This is a genomic window from Nocardioides panacis (assembly GCF_019039255.1).
Lineage (GTDB): Bacteria > Actinomycetota > Actinomycetes > Propionibacteriales > Nocardioidaceae > Nocardioides_B > Nocardioides_B panacis.
The window spans coordinates 644933-658428 of sequence record NZ_CP077062.1; the positions used below are offsets into that span (position 1 = coordinate 644933).

General features: G+C 72.6%; 16 protein-coding genes and 1 pseudogene. 9 read left to right on the top strand and 8 right to left on the bottom strand.

Annotation, left to right across the window (positions count from 1 at the left end; all coding sequences use genetic code 11):
* Nucleotides 1-49: 49 nt before the first annotated feature.
* Nucleotides 50-1363 carry an MFS transporter gene (locus KRR39_RS03240; protein ID WP_216940726.1) on the bottom strand — a complete coding sequence of 438 codons (1314 nt, stop codon included), beginning with the start codon at nucleotides 1361-1363 and terminating at the stop codon, nucleotides 50-52.
* A 233-nt stretch (nucleotides 1364-1596) separates the two neighbouring features.
* Here KRR39_RS03240 and KRR39_RS03245 point away from each other — a divergent pair, with 233 nt between their 5' ends.
* Nucleotides 1597-2256, top strand: coding sequence for a phosphoribosyltransferase (locus tag KRR39_RS03245; protein WP_216940727.1), 660 nt, complete (start codon nucleotides 1597-1599; stop codon nucleotides 2254-2256).
* Between the two features lie 5 nt (nucleotides 2257-2261).
* Here KRR39_RS03245 and KRR39_RS25500 read toward each other — a convergent pair whose 3' ends face one another.
* The 3 genes and pseudogenes from KRR39_RS25500 to KRR39_RS03255 form a co-directional block, all read right to left on the bottom strand.
* Nucleotides 2262-2750, bottom strand: coding sequence for an AMP-binding enzyme (locus KRR39_RS25500; protein ID WP_302053542.1), 489 nt, complete (start codon nucleotides 2748-2750; stop codon nucleotides 2262-2264).
* A gap of 118 nt (nucleotides 2751-2868) precedes the next feature.
* A pseudogene (locus tag KRR39_RS25505) lies at nucleotides 2869-3969 on the bottom strand (AMP-binding protein); the annotation flags it as partial.
* Between the two features lie 20 nt (nucleotides 3970-3989).
* Nucleotides 3990-4754, bottom strand: a complete 765-nt coding sequence (locus KRR39_RS03255) for a glutamine amidotransferase (protein WP_216940728.1) — start codon at nucleotides 4752-4754, stop codon at nucleotides 3990-3992.
* Between the two features lie 73 nt (nucleotides 4755-4827).
* Here KRR39_RS03255 and KRR39_RS03260 point away from each other — a divergent pair, with 73 nt between their 5' ends.
* The 3 genes from KRR39_RS03260 (at nucleotide 4828) to KRR39_RS03270 (ending at nucleotide 7662) form a co-directional block, all read left to right on the top strand.
* Complete coding sequence (locus KRR39_RS03260) at nucleotides 4828-5784, top strand: cation diffusion facilitator family transporter (protein WP_216940729.1); 957 nt, start codon at nucleotides 4828-4830, stop codon at nucleotides 5782-5784.
* A 101-nt stretch (nucleotides 5785-5885) separates the two neighbouring features.
* Complete coding sequence (locus KRR39_RS03265) at nucleotides 5886-7382, top strand: MFS transporter (protein WP_216940730.1); 1497 nt, start codon at nucleotides 5886-5888, stop codon at nucleotides 7380-7382.
* Nucleotides 7383-7425: 43 nt separating this feature from the next.
* Nucleotides 7426-7662, top strand: a complete 237-nt coding sequence (locus KRR39_RS03270) for a hypothetical protein (RefSeq protein ID WP_216940731.1) — start codon at nucleotides 7426-7428, stop codon at nucleotides 7660-7662.
* Here the strand turns inward: KRR39_RS03270 and KRR39_RS03275 are convergent.
* Nucleotides 7650-8549, bottom strand: coding sequence for a hypothetical protein (locus tag KRR39_RS03275; RefSeq protein ID WP_216940732.1), 900 nt, complete (start codon nucleotides 8547-8549; stop codon nucleotides 7650-7652). The genes KRR39_RS03270 and KRR39_RS03275 overlap by 13 nt on opposite strands.
* 116 nt (nucleotides 8550-8665) lie before the next feature.
* Here KRR39_RS03275 and KRR39_RS03280 point away from each other — a divergent pair, with 116 nt between their 5' ends.
* The gene (locus KRR39_RS03280; RefSeq protein WP_216940733.1) at nucleotides 8666-9313 is read left to right on the top strand and encodes a TetR/AcrR family transcriptional regulator; all 648 of its coding nucleotides are present in this window, start codon (nucleotides 8666-8668) and stop codon (nucleotides 9311-9313) included.
* On the opposite strand, the gene KRR39_RS03285 is transcribed toward KRR39_RS03280, so the two are convergent.
* Entirely contained in the window at nucleotides 9295-9555 is a 261-nt protein-coding gene (locus tag KRR39_RS03285; protein ID WP_216940734.1) for a hypothetical protein, read from the bottom strand. The genes KRR39_RS03280 and KRR39_RS03285 overlap by 19 nt on opposite strands.
* A 155-nt stretch (nucleotides 9556-9710) precedes the next feature.
* Here KRR39_RS03285 and KRR39_RS03290 point away from each other — a divergent pair, with 155 nt between their 5' ends.
* Nucleotides 9711-9929 carry a DUF3099 domain-containing protein gene (locus KRR39_RS03290; RefSeq protein WP_216940735.1) on the top strand — a complete coding sequence of 73 codons (219 nt, stop codon included), beginning with the start codon at nucleotides 9711-9713 and terminating at the stop codon, nucleotides 9927-9929.
* 2 nt (nucleotides 9930-9931) lie between these two features.
* Here the strand turns inward: KRR39_RS03290 and KRR39_RS03295 are convergent, their stop codons facing one another.
* Complete coding sequence (locus KRR39_RS03295; RefSeq protein WP_216940736.1) at nucleotides 9932-10330, bottom strand: FAD synthase family protein; 399 nt, start codon at nucleotides 10328-10330, stop codon at nucleotides 9932-9934.
* A gap of 72 nt (nucleotides 10331-10402) precedes the next feature.
* On the opposite strand from KRR39_RS03295, the gene KRR39_RS03300 reads away from it, so the two are divergent.
* From KRR39_RS03300 to KRR39_RS03310, 3 genes are read left to right on the top strand one after another with little or no spacing between them, the layout of a single operon-like run.
* Nucleotides 10403-11599: an MFS transporter gene (locus KRR39_RS03300; RefSeq protein ID WP_254185481.1), complete on the top strand. Its 1197-nt coding sequence runs from the start codon at nucleotides 10403-10405 to the stop codon at nucleotides 11597-11599.
* An 11-nt stretch (nucleotides 11600-11610) separates the two neighbouring features.
* Entirely contained in the window at nucleotides 11611-12867 is a 1257-nt protein-coding gene (locus tag KRR39_RS03305) for a DUF445 domain-containing protein (RefSeq protein WP_216940737.1), read from the top strand.
* A gap of 19 nt (nucleotides 12868-12886) precedes the next feature.
* Nucleotides 12887-13102, top strand: coding sequence for an RNA-binding S4 domain-containing protein (locus tag KRR39_RS03310; RefSeq protein WP_436972025.1), 216 nt, complete (start codon nucleotides 12887-12889; stop codon nucleotides 13100-13102).
* An 8-nt stretch (nucleotides 13103-13110) separates the two neighbouring features.
* Here the strand turns inward: KRR39_RS03310 and KRR39_RS03315 are convergent, their stop codons facing one another.
* Nucleotides 13111-13485: an FKBP-type peptidyl-prolyl cis-trans isomerase gene (locus KRR39_RS03315; protein WP_216940738.1), complete on the bottom strand. Its 375-nt coding sequence runs from the start codon at nucleotides 13483-13485 to the stop codon at nucleotides 13111-13113.
* Between the last annotated feature and the right edge of the window lie 11 nt (nucleotides 13486-13496).

Sequence of the window (13496 nt, forward strand, 5' to 3'; positions counted from 1 at the left end):
CCGGGTCGGCGTTACTTAGGCCCCGGGTCGGGGTGGTGTGAGGCCCGGGTCAGCCTCGGGCCAGGCCGGGGGCGGGGCTGGCCGCGGGGACGAGGTCGTCGAGGGTCCGGGCGCCCGGGATGCCCGAGCCGCGCAGCCAGAGCACGCACAACGAGCCGCCGACGGCCGCGAACCACAGCGTGGGGCGCAGCCCGACCAGGGTGGCGAGCAGCCCGCCGGTGAGCGCACCGAGCGGCCGGATGCCGTAGTTGACCGCGGAGAACGCCCCGGACACCCGGCTGCGCAGGTGGTCAGGGATCACCGTCGCCATCACGGAGTTCAGGTTGACGTCGTAGAGCATCACGCCCAGCCCCGAGAAGAACTCCGAGACCACCAGCAGCCCGATCCGGGACCACGAGGGTCCGGACGCGAGCGCCAGGATCGCGATCGAGGCCGGGAACATCACCCCGCCGACGATCGCGGTGCGGCCCACCCCGAACCGGCCGGACAGCACCGGGGCGGCAATGGCGCCGAGCAGCGCCCCGACGGCGCCGATGCCGAGGCCGAGACCGATCATCCCCGCGGACAGGTCCAGGCCCCGGCTGGCGAAGAGCACGACCAGCGCGCCGGAGGCGAAGGTGAAGTAGTTGACCGTGGTCGCGCAGCCGAGGATGCCGCGCAGCACCCGGTCGTGCAGCACGTAGGACAGACCGGAGCGGGCGTCCTGCCACAGCGTCGCCGGGGTCGCGCCCTCCTCCTCGGCGGGGCCGGGCGTCGGGGTCCGGGTGATCTTGACCCGGGCGATGAGCAGCGCCGACCAGAGGAACGACACGGCGTCGGCGAGCAGCGCGACCGGTGCGGACAGCGCCTGCACCAGGACGCCGCCCAGCGCCGGGCCGGCGACGAACGACGCCGAGCGGCTGGCACTCAGCTTGCTGTTCGCGTCGAGGTAGTCCGCCCGGTCGACGAGCAGGATGAAGAAGGACGGGTACGTCGTGTTGAACAGCACCGCCGCCGCGCCGGTGAGGAGCGCGACGACGTACAGCTGGACCAGCGTGATGCCGTCGAGCGCGAACGCGACCGGCACGGTGAGCAGCAGCGCCGCGCGCAGCAGGTCCGCGACCACCAGCAGCCGCTTCTTGTGCGGCTGCCGGTCGATCCAGGCACCGACGAACACCGAGGCCAGGTTGGGCAGCCACACCAGCGCGGTGAGCACCGACACCTGGGCCGGCGTCGCGTGCAGGACGAGCACCGCGATCAGCGGGAACGCCAGCTCGGAGACGCGGTCCCCGAGCTGGGACACCGTGTCGGCGAGGAAGAAGGACCGGAACGACCGGTCCCGCAGAAGCGACCGCCGGACGGCGGTCGACGAGTCGCTGCTCACGATGTGTCCCCCCTGGTGCCTCACGTGGCGAGCAGCATAGGTGCGACCTGCCCGGCTTGTCTTGGGTGTCGGTCGTCACCGCGCGTCGGTGAAGGGGTGCGCGGACGCGGACCACGTCGTTCGGCCCTTCCGGTGGGCAGGTGGACCTTCGGCCCTGGGAGGACCCGCAGGTCGGGGGACAGCCTGGGAGCAGGCGCCCCCGCCTCGGGGGTGCGTGCCCGGAGGTGACCGCCGTGACCCGCTTCCTGAACCGCGCGGACGCGGGCCGACAGCTGGCCTCGCACCTCACCCACCTCGTCCGGGACCACCCGCTCGTGCTCGGTGTGCCCCGCGGCGGGGTGGCGGTCGCGGCCGAGGTGGCCGCCGAGCTCGGCCTGCCCCTCGACGTGCTGGTGGTCCGCAAGCTCGGCGTGCCGGGCCAGCCCGAGCTGGCCATGGGGGCGGTGGGCGAGGAGGGCGTGCGGGTGCTCGACGACCGCGTGCTCCGCTCCACCCGGGTCGACCCCCGCGAGCTGGCCGAGGTGGAGCGCCGGGAGCGCGCCGAGGTCGTGGCCCGGGCCCGGCGGTTCCGGGGCGCCGCCGCCGCGACGTCGCTGCGCGGCCGGGTGGTGGTCGTCGTCGACGACGGGATCGCCACCGGGTCGACGATGCGGGCCGCCTGCGCCGTGGCCCGGGCTCGGGGCTCCCGGCGGGTGGTGGTCGCCGTGCCGGTGGCCGCGATCGGTGCGCTCGCCCAGGTCGGCGAGGAGGCCGACGACCTGGTGTGTCTCGCGTCGCCGGAGCCGTTCGTCAGCGTCAGCCGGTGGTACGCCACCTTCGGCCAGGTGCCCGACGAGGACGTGGTGCTGATGCTCGCGGCCGACCGGGTCCGGCCCGGCCCGGGCGTGCCCTGACCCGCTCAGCTGCCGCGCAGCCCCGGGAAGTCGTCGTCCTTCCACTCGCGGGTGCCCGCCCCGAACTGCGCCGACCCGGCGGCCAGGTCGTTCTCCCGGCCGCGCAGCTCGACCCGGCGGATCTTCCCGGAGATCGTCTTGGGCAGCTCGAAGAACTCCACCCGCCGGACCCGGAGGTACGGCGCCAGGTGCTCGCGTGCGTACTTCAGGATCTCGTAGGCCGTCTCCTCGGTCGGCTCGTAGCCGGGGGCCAGGGCGACGTACGCCTTGGGGACCGCGAGCCGCACCGGGTCGGGCGCGGGCACGACGGCCGCCTCGGCCACCGCCGGATGCTCGATGAGCACCGACTCGAGCTCGAACGGGCTGATCTTGTAGTCGCTGGCCTTGAACACGTCGTCGGTGCGCCCGACGTAGGTGATGTAGCCGTCCTCGTCCCGGTTGGCGACGTCGCCGGTGTGGTAGAAACCGCCGGCCATCGCCTCCGCGTTGCGCACGTCGTCCCCCCTGGTAGCCGGTCATCAGCGACAGCGGACGGCCGTGCCGGCCGGAGAGGTCCAGGCAGAGCTCGCCCTCGCCGACGCCCTCGACCAGCTCGCCGGTCAGCGGGTCGACGAGCACCACCGGCAGGCCCGGCAGCGGCTTGCCCATCGAGCCCGGCTTCACCGTCGTGCCCGGCGTGTTGCCGACCTGCGCGCTGGTCTCGGTCTGCCCGTAGCCGTCGCGGATCGTCAGCCCCCACTGGGCCTTCACCTGCTCGATGACCTCCGGGTTCAACGGCTCGCCGGCGCCGATCAGCTCGCGCAGCGTCCCGGGCCCGCCGGAGAGGTCCGAGGTGATCAGCATCCGCCACACGGTCGGCGGCGCGCAGAACGACGTCACCTCCCGCTCGCGGAGCTGGCCGAGCAGTGCGGCCGCGTCGAAGCGCTTGTAGTTGTAGAGAAAGATCGTCGCCTCCGCGATCCACGGCGCGAAGAAGCAGGACCACGCGTGCTTGGCCCAGCCGGGGGAGGAGATGTTCAGGTGCACGTCACCGGGGCGCAGGCCGAGCCAGTACATCGTGGCGAGGTGGCCGACCGGGTAGGACACCTGGGTGTGCTCGACCAGCTTGGGCCGCGAGGTCGTGCCGGAGGTGAAGTAGAGCAGCAGCCGGTCGCCGGGCGCGGTCCCCGGGTGCGGGCTCGGCGGTACGGCGGCGGCGTACGCCTCGTGCAGCTGCTCGGTGGTGAGCACCGTGTAGTCGCCGGGCACCGCCTCGAACTTGGTCGCGTCGACCGGGTTGCAGACCACGAAGCGCGCACCGCCGCGCTCGATCCGGTCGGCCAGGTCGGCCGGCCCGACGGCGGTGGTGGTCGGCATGATCACGGCCCCGAGCTTCATCACCGCGAGCATCGTCTCCCAGAGCTCGACCTGGTTGCCCAGCATCACGATCACGGCGTCCCCGCGGCCCACGCCGTGCCCGGCCAGCCAGGCGGCGACCTGGTCGGAGGCCACCGCCATCTCCGCGTACGACCGCTCGGTGGAGCTGCCGTCCTCCTCCACGATCACCAGCGCCGGCTTGTCGTTGCCCCGGGCGATCGCGTCGAACCAGTCGACGGCCCAGTTGAAGGTGTCCCCAACGTCGGGCCAGCGGAACTCGGCGTGCGCCCGGTCCGGGTCCTCGCGCAGGTCGAGCAGCAGGTCACGGGCGGCGCGGTAGCTCTCGGTGACGTTCACGGCTCAGACTCTGGCACCGGTCACGCGCGGACGCCACCACCGTACGGCGAGGTCGCGACGGCATAGCGCTGCACGAACGTCCGCAGCATCCGGGGAGGCTCGAAGACCCGGCCGGCCCGGGCCATCTCCTTGACCGACTCGGCCTGGTCGGGCTCGAAGTAGCCGGCGTGCTTGTAGACGTCGATGCGGGTGCAGAGCCCGTGGATGTCGAGCTCGGGGTGGAACTGGGTGGCGTAGACGTTGCGCCCGACCCGGAAGGCCTGCACCGGGCAGCCCGGCGAGGAGGCGAGGTGCACCGCGCCCGGCGGCAGGTCGCGGATCGCCTCCTTGTGCCCGACGAACGCCTCGAACGTGTCGGAGAGGTCCGCGAGCAGTCCGTCGGCGCGTCCCGCGCCGGTGAGGGTGACCGGCACCCGACCGATCGGCTCGCTGTACGTCGCGTCGACCGACCCGCCCTGGTGGCTGCCGATGACGCCGATGCCGTAGCAGGCGCCGAGGAACGGGAAGTCGCGGGCGACGACGGCGTCGAGGAGCGCGGCGAGCTCACCCTCGACCCGCTGCTGCACCGGCGACTTGGCGGCGGGCGGGTCGCTGGCGTTGAACGGCCCGCCGCCGAGGAAGATCCCCGACCAGGCGTCGAGGTCGACCGGCCCGAGCGGCCGGCGCTCCAGCCGCACCCGGTGCAGAGACGACTCGTCCAGTCCCGTGAAGCCGAGGAAGGCGTCGTACTCGTTGTCGGCCGCTGCGTCCTCGTCACGCGTGCCCAGCAGCAGGAAGGGCTTCACACCCCCGACCCTAGCCGTCTCCGGAGTCTGGACACTGGGTTTCCGTCCGCGACGCCGCGGGCACAGCCTCCTCATGGCTGAGCAGGCGGAGAAGAAGGACGGGTCGTTCGCGACCGTGCTCCTGGCGGGCGGGGCGAACCTCGCGATCGCGGTCGCGAAGCTCGTGGCAGGCGCCCTGACCGGCTCGTCGGCGATGCTGGCGGAGGGCGCGCACTCGGTGGCGGACACCGTGAACCAGCTGTTCCTGCTGACCGCGCTCTCGCGCAGCAAGAAGCCGGCCGACAGCCGTCACCCGTTCGGCTACGGCATGGAGCGGTACTTCTGGTCGCTGCTCGCCGCCGTCGGGATCTTCGTGCTCGGCGCCGGGTTCTCGATCTACGAGGGCATCCACTCCCTGGTCCACCCGGCGCCGGTCGAGTCGCTGATGGTCGCCTACGTCGTGCTGGGCGTCTCGTTCCTCTTCGAGGGCGCGTCCTGGCTCAAGGCGCTGATGCAGCTGCGCAGGGAGGCGGGGGAGCGGCAGATCGGGCTGTTCCGGCACGTGTTCACCACCCCGGACCCCACCGCCAAGACGGTGGCGTTCGAGGACACCGCCGCGCTGATCGGGCTCCTGCTGGCCGCCGGGGGCATCACCGCCCACGAGCTGACCGGATCGGGCATCTGGGACGGCATCGCCTCGATCGCGATCGGCGTGCTGCTCGTCGGGGTCGCGGTCTCCCTGGGGTCGGCGAGCAAGCGCAACCTGATCGGCGAGGCGCTCCCGGAGGCCAAGCGGCAGGGCCTGACCAAGGTCATCAACGACTCGCTCGGCGTCGACGTGGTCGTGGAGCTGCTGACCATGCGCCTGGGCCCGGAGGACGTGCTGGTCGCGGCCCGGGTCGACGTCGACGACTCCGCGTCGGGGGGAGACGTCGAGCAGGTCGCCGACGACGTCGAGCGGCGGATCCGGGAGGCCTACCCGGAGGTCCGGCACGTCTTCCTCGACCCCACCGCCGCGACGAGGGACGGCACCCACGCCCCCAGCGCCTGACCGGTCCCCGGACGGCGGTGTCCGGAAAGGTGCATGATCCCACCTCGGGATGGGTATCCGCCTCCGCAGGACGTCAGCGTGACGCCACGGAGGAGGATCGCATGGCCAGCGGAGTGGAGACAGGGCGGATCACCACGAGCATCCCCGCCCGGATGGACCGGCTTCCCTGGGCCAAGTGGCACTGGATCATCGTGCTCGGGCTGGGCACCGTGTGGATCCTCGACGGCATCGAGGTGACGATCGTCGGGTCGCTGTCCGACGCCCTCAAGCCGGAGGGCACCGGCCTCGGGCTGAGCAGCTCCGACATCGGGCTGGCCGGCGCGGTGTACGTCGCCGGCGCCTGCCTCGGCGCGCTGTTCTTCGGACAGCTCACCGACCGGTTCGGCCGCAAGAAGCTGTTCATGCTGACCCTCGGCGTCTACCTGGTCGGCACCGTGCTGACCGCCTTCTCGATGAACCCGCTGTGGTACTTCGTCTGCCGCGCGATCACCGGGGCCGGCATCGGCGGCGAGTACGCCGCGATCAACTCCGCCATCGACGAGCTGATCCCCGCGAAGTACCGCGGCCGCATCGACATCGCGATCAACGGCTCGTTCTGGGTCGGCGCAGGCGTCGGCGCCCTGCTCACCATCCCGCTGACCGACAAGACCGTGATCGACCCGGAGATCGGCTGGCGCGCGGCGTTCGCGCTCGGCGCGGTGCTGGCGCTCGGGGTGCTGCTGGTGCGCCGCAACGTGCCGGAGAGCCCCCGCTGGCTGTTCATCCACGGCCGGGAGGAGGAGGCCGAGCGGATCGTCTCCGAGATCGAGCACACCGTCGAGTCCGAGTCGGGCAAGAAGCTGTCGACGGTCTCGGACACGCTGACCATCCGGCAGCGCAAGACGATCCCGCTGACCACGATCGCCAAGACCGTCTTCACGCTCTACCCGAAGCGCACGGTGCTCTGCCTGGCGCTGTTCATCGGCCAGGCGTTCCTCTACAACGCCTTCTTCTTCACCTACGGCGACAGCCTGTCCACGTTCCTCGACGTGAAGCAGACCGGCTACTACATCGCGGCGTTCGCGGCCAGCAACTTCGTCGGTGCCCTGCTGCTCGGCTCGCTGTTCGACACCGTCGGCCGGGTCAAGATGATCGCCGGCACCTACATCCTGTCCGGGGTGCTGCTCGCGGTCGCCGGGTTCATGCTCGGCGACCTCACCGCGCTGACGCTGACCATCTTCGGCATGGTGATCTTCTTCTTCGCCTCCGCGGGTGCCAGCGCGGCGTACCTCACCGCCAGCGAGGTGTTCCCGATGGAGACCCGCGCCCTGTGCATCGCGTTCTTCTACGCCGTCGGCACGGCGGTCGGCGGCATCTCCGGCCCGCTGTACTTCGGCAAGCTGATCGAGGACGCCTCGGCCGCCAAGGACATCACCGGCATCGCGCCGGGCTACTTCATCGGCGCCGCGCTGATGGTGGCCGGCGGCATCATCGCGATCTTCCTCGGGGTGCACGCCGAGGGCGAGACCCTGGAGAACATCGCCAAGCCGCTCACCGCGGAGGACGACGACGGGGCCGGCGGGTCCGGGCACGAGGAGCCCAGCCACCAGCCCGCCTGACCCCGCCGGCACCCACCCGCTGCACGCCAGAGAGGACCGCGCCATGCCGATGCCCCCACCGAAGCCCACCACCGAGGGCCGCCGCGACCGTCAGACCTTCCACGAGATGGGCCAGGTCGTGCGGGCCCTCGAGGCCAACGGGCCCAGCAGCCCGGAGGAGCTGGCGGCGCACGTCGGGGCCACCTACTGGGAGGAGCACCGCTTCCAGCGGGCGCTCGACCTGGCGGTCACCGACGGGCTGGTCTCCCGCGCGGGCGACGGCACCCTTCACCCGGTCTGACGGACGCGGACGACGCTGCGCGCGAGCGTCGCGACGTACCCGAGGGCCAGGACGGCCAGTCCGGCCACCGCGACGGCCGGCAGGCTGTCCCAGGGCCGCTGCCCGAAGGCGGCCACCGCGAGCCCGGCCAACCCGGCGACGACCAGGACGGTCATCGTCGCCACGAGCCGGAGCCGGGTCCGCTCCGGCACGCCGGCCCGCGCCAGCCCCAGCGCGGGCAGGGTCAGCAGCACCATGCCGTGCACGCCGACCGCGTGCAGCAGCACCAGGTCGCCGCCGTGGGTGTGCGGCCGCAGCAGGAGGTACTCCCGGCCCACGGTGGCCGCGGCCGGCCCCAGGTAGCCGACCTGCGGCTCGGCGAACCCGGACGCGAAGGCGCCCTGGAACACCCCGCTCATGTTGGAGATCATCACGAACCCGACCAGGCAGCCCACGAGCAGCACGCCCACCCCGGCGCGGACGCCCAGCAGCACGCTCGGTGGTGCGGTGCTGCCGCGGGTCCCGGTGAGCAGGACGACGAGCCCGGCCAGCAGCACGAAGGCCAGCCCCCCGGCGCCGGCCCGCATCAGCACCGCGTCGAACGGGGTCGTGAAGTTGTAGTGGCTCGGCACCCCGCGCCAGGCCTGCACCGCCATGATCGTGGTCTCCCCGATCCCGAACGCGAGGACGGAGGCGACCACGAGGCGTCGGCGGACCCGGCCGAGGCGGAGCCAGGGGAGGGCCAGCCCGACCGACCAGCACAGCAGCCAGCTGGTCTCGGCGAACGTCGCCGGCTTGCGCAGCGAGACCGGCCCGGTCACCGCGCCGCCGGTGGCGACCAGCGCGACCACGTGCACGACAATCGCCGCGAGCAGCACCCAGCCCGCCCACCACAGTGCCCGGTTCACGGTGATGCTGTCTCCCGATGAGCGGAGGAAATCTCTCCGCTTCAACCTGGCACATCTCCTCGGACCGATGCAAGAGGAAGTGGAGGATCTCCCTCCGGTTTCGCTAGGCTGCCCGCATGGACGTGCCCCGCCGCGCCGACGCCCGCCGCAACCTCGAGCAGCTGCTCGCCGCAGCCCGCGAGGTCTTCGTCGAGCGCGGGGCCGGAGCCCCGCTCGAGGAGGTGGCACGCCGCGCCGGCGTGGGCATCGGCACGCTCTACCGGCGGTTCCCGGACCGGCAGGCGTTGCTCCGGGCCGTCGTGCTCGACGCCCTGGAGCAGTCCCGGGCGTGCGCCGAGGAGGCCGCGAGGGGTGCCGAGGACGGGCTCGCCGGGCTGGCCCGCTACATGCACGCCGTGCTGGACCTCCGGGTGTCGGCGGTCATGCCGCTGGTGCTGGACCGTCTCGACCTCGACGATCCCCCGATGGGGCCGGCGCGGGAGGCGTCCGCCGCGGCGGTCGAACGACTCGTCGACGCGGCCCACGAGGACGGCACGCTGCCGCGGGAGATGACGTTCGGGGATGTCGGCACCCTGCTGGTGCGGCTCTCCCGGCCGCTGCCCGGCCCGATCCCGACCGACCTCGACGTCGAGCTGGCCCACCGGCACCTCGACCTCGTGCTGGCCGGCCTGCGGGCCGCCCCGGGCACGCTCTCCGGCAAGGGCGTCTCCCGCCAGGAGCTCGCGACGCTGCGCGAGCGGGCGGGTCAGCCGAAGATCAAGTAGGCGCCGACCAGGGCCGGCAGCAGCCCGGGCAGCAGCCACAGCGACACCGGGCGGTGCCGGTGGATCAGCAGCGCCGCCTCGAACGCGATCAGCCCGAACAGCGCGGAGATCACCAGCAGGCCGACCTGCGAGACGACCTTGTCCGAGAAGTACGCCGCGACCACGACGCCGGCTGACAGGTGCAGGATCGTCGTGGTGACCAGCACCGACATGACCCACTTCTGGACCGAGCCGATGCTCATCGACTCGCGCCGCGGGGGGCCGCGGCTGCCCCGGGGTCATCAGGTGCTTGCGGACCGTGGGCGGGCCGGACTGGCCAGTGGACATGTCCTCAGGGTAGGCGCTCCCCGGGCCCGCGACCGCCGTACCGTGGCCGGGCGGACGTAGCGTGAGACACATGCCGGACAGCGACCCGCGGAGCGAGCCCTTGGGGGAGCCGCCGCCGGGCCGCAAGAGGGCCTACTTCTGGCTGATGGGCACCTGCGTGGCGCTGATCGTGCTGGCCTGGAACGTGGTGCGCTTCTGGTCCATGCCGGCGGCGGTCGCGATGAGCGTGGTGGCCGCGGTGATCCCGCCGGTCGCGGTGATCATCGCCAACTGGGGCCGCGGCGGTTGAGTCTAGGAGCCGGCGGAGATCTTCTCGATCAGCGCCGTGGTGGAGATCGCCGGCGTGCGGGTGAGGTAGTGCACCTCGCAGATGTCCTCGAACTCGTCGAACTTCCCGGCCCAGTCGTCGCCCATCACGAGGATGTCGGCCCGGTGCTCGAGGATGTACTCGCGCTTGAGCTCGAGGCTCTCCTCCACGAACACCGCGTCGACGGGCTTCAGGGCGGCGACGATCTCGAGGCGCTCCGCCTGGGAGAAGACCGGCGAGCGGCCCTTCTTGCGCTCGTTGAGGGCGTCCGCGGAGACGCCGACGACGAGCCGGTCGCCGAGGGCGGCGGCGCGCTCGATGACGCGGAGGTGGCCCACGTGGAAGACGTCGAAGGTGCCGAAGGTGATGACGGTCTTGCTCATGGCCGAATCCTGTCATGTCCCCGCCGATCGGGCGTGCCCAGGTGGACGGCGGCCTCGGATAGAGTGTCCCGGGTGACGTTCTCTACCGGTACAGTCAACCCGGCGGTGCTCACCGCGCGCAACGCGGTGCTGGCCACCTTCTTCCTCAACGGGTTCGCCTTCGCCACCTGGGCCTCGCGGATCCCGTCGGTCCGGCACGCCCTGGGCCTCGGCCCGGCGCAGCTCGGGCTGCTGCTGCTCGCCGCCTCCATCGGCGCCGTCCTGGCGCTGCCGTCCTCCGGTGGGTCCGTCCAGCGCTTCGGTGCCCGCCGGGTGGTGATGGTGGCCGCCGGGGTGGAGGCCCTCGGCCTGATGCTCGTCGCCGTCGGCGCCGGGGTGCTCGAGACGGTGCCGCTGACCGCAGTCGGCCTGTTCCTCGTCGGGTTCGGCACCGGCACCTGGGACGTGGCGATGAACGTGGAGGGCGCCGAGGTCGAGCGGCTCCTGGGGCGCTCGATCATGCCGCGCTTCCACGCGTCGTTCAGCCTCGGCACGGTGGCCGGCGCCGGTGTCGGCGCCCTGGTCACCTTCGCCGGGCTGGGCATCTCCTGGCACGTCGGCGCGGTCGCCCTGCTGGTGCTCGCCCTCGGCGGCGCCTCCGTGCGCGGCTTCCTCGCCGTCGAGCCGCACGCCGACGACGCGCCGCCGAGCCACGCGCTCAAGGCCTGGACCGAGCCGCGCACCCTGCTGATCGGCGTGATGGTGCTCGCGATGGCCCTCACCGAGGGCGTCGCCAACGACTGGCTGGGCGTCGCGATGGTGGACGGGTACGGCGCACCCGCCTGGCTGGGCGCCGCCGCGTTCGCCCTGTTCGTCGCGGCGATGACCACCGGGCGGGTGTTCGGCACGAACCTGCTCGACACCTTCGGGCGGCTGCCGGTGCTGTGGGGGAGCATGGCGGTGGCCGGCGTCGGGGTGCTGCTCGTGGTGCTCGGCCAGGTGACGGTGCTCGTCGTGCTGGGGATCGTGCTGTGGGGCATCGGTGCCTCGCTCGGCTTCCCGGTGGGCATGAGCGCCGCGGCCGACGACCCGGCCAAGGCCGCCGCCCGGGTCAGCGTGGTCTCCACGATCGGCTACACCGCGTTCCTCGGCGGCCCGCCGCTGCTCGGCTTCCTGGGCAGCCACTTCGGGGTGCTCGAGGCCCTTCTCGTGGTGTCGCTGATCCTGGTGCCCTCGGCGTTCGCCGTACCCGCCGCGCGCAAGCAGGAAGCCGCCGGTCCCGCCCTGTAGGTTCGGCCCCGATGAGCGCCGACATCGTCACCGCCAACCCCGAGCTCGACGAGCAGCGCCGCCGTGCCCTGCGCCGGATGCGGACGCTCGCCGTCTCGCTGCTGCTGCTCGCGGCCGTGGTCTACCTCGCGACCCTGCGCCTCGGGGGCTTCTGGGGGTTCGTGAACGCCGGCGCCGAGGCGTCGATGGTGGGCGCGATCGCCGACTGGTTCGCGGTGACGGCACTGTTCAAGCACCCGCTGGGCCTCCCGATCCCGCACACCGCGCTGATCCCGCGCCGCAAGGAGGAGCTCGGCCGCAGCCTCGAGGAGTTCGTCGGTGAGAACTTCCTGCAGGAGACGATCATCCGCGAGCGCCTGGACGCCGCGCGGCTGAGCAGCCGGGCCGGCGCCTGGCTGGCCGAGGAGACCAACGCCCGGCGGGTCGTCGACGAGGCGGCCGCCGTGCTGCTCATCGGGCTGTCCCGGATCCGCGACGAGGACATGGTCTCCCTGGTCCAGGAGGCGCTGCTGCCGCGGTTCCTGGCCGAGCCGGTCAGCCCGGTGGCCGGCAGCCTGCTGGAGGAGATCGTCCGGGACGGTGCGCACCACGGGCTGGTCGACCTGGCCCTGGAGGAGGCGCACCGCTGGCTGACCCAGAACGAGCAGGTGTTCGTCGAGATCGTGCTGGAGCGGGCGCCCTGGTGGTCCCCGTCGGCGGTCAACGACCGGGTCACCCACCGGCTGCACCTCGAGGTGGTCTCCTGGGTCGACGACATCCGCCGCGACCCGTACCACCACGCCCGGGGTGCCCTCGACGGGGCGCTCGAGCAGCTCGCCCAGGACCTGCTGCACGACCCGGCCACCCAGGAGCGCATGGAGCGCCTGAAGAACCGGGTGCTCAGCCACCCCCAGCTGCTGGTCACCGCGACCTCGCTGTGGAACGCCTTCCGCCGGGCCCTGATGGAGTCCCTGGACGACGCCGACGGGCCGCTGCGCAGCCGCGCGGTCGACGAGCTGCGCAGCTTCGGCGACCGGCTCACCCACGACGACGCGCTGCGGGCCCGGGCCGACCGCTACGCCGCCGACCTGGTGGTCTTCGCCGTCGGGAGGTACGGCGACGAGCTGACCGCCGTGATCACCCACACGGTGAACCGCTGGGACGGCAAGGAGGCGGCCCGCAAGATCGAGCTGCACGTCGGACGGGACCTGCAGTTCATCCGGATCAACGGCACCATCGTCGGCGGCCTGGTCGGCGTGCTGATCCACACCGTCAGCGTGCTGCTCTGACCGGTGGGAGGATGGACTCGTGAGTGCACCCCGAGACGTCCCGATCCGCGAGGACTCGATCCGCCTGGGCCAGTTCCTCAAGCTGGCCGACCTCATCGACAACGGCGCCGAGGTCAAGCCCCTGATGATCCAGGGCGAGGTCGCCGTGAACGGCGAGGTGGAGACCCGGCGCGGCCGCCAGCTCGCGAAGGGCGACGTGGTCACCCTCGGCGGCGAGGCCGTCCGGGTCTCCTGAGGCTCAGGTCAGCGCACGTCGACGAGGTCGACCACGAAGATCAGCGTCTCGCCCGGCTTGATCACACCACCGGCGCCCCGGTCGCCGTAGCCCAGGTGCGGCGGGATGACGAGCCGGCGGCGGCCGCCGACCTTCATGCCCGTGACGCCCTGGTCCCAGCCGGCGATGACCTGGCCGACGCCGAGGCGGAAGGCCAGCGGCTCGCCCCGGTTGTACGACGCGTCGAACTCCTCGCCGGTGGAGTGCGCGACCCCGACGTAGTGCACGTGCACGGTCTTGCCGGCGACCGCCTCGGCGCCGTCGCCCGGGGCCAGCTCGGTGACCTCCAGGTCGGTCGGCGGGGGGCCGTCGGGGAAGTCGATCTCGGGCTTCTCGTGCGTCACGGGGGTTCCTC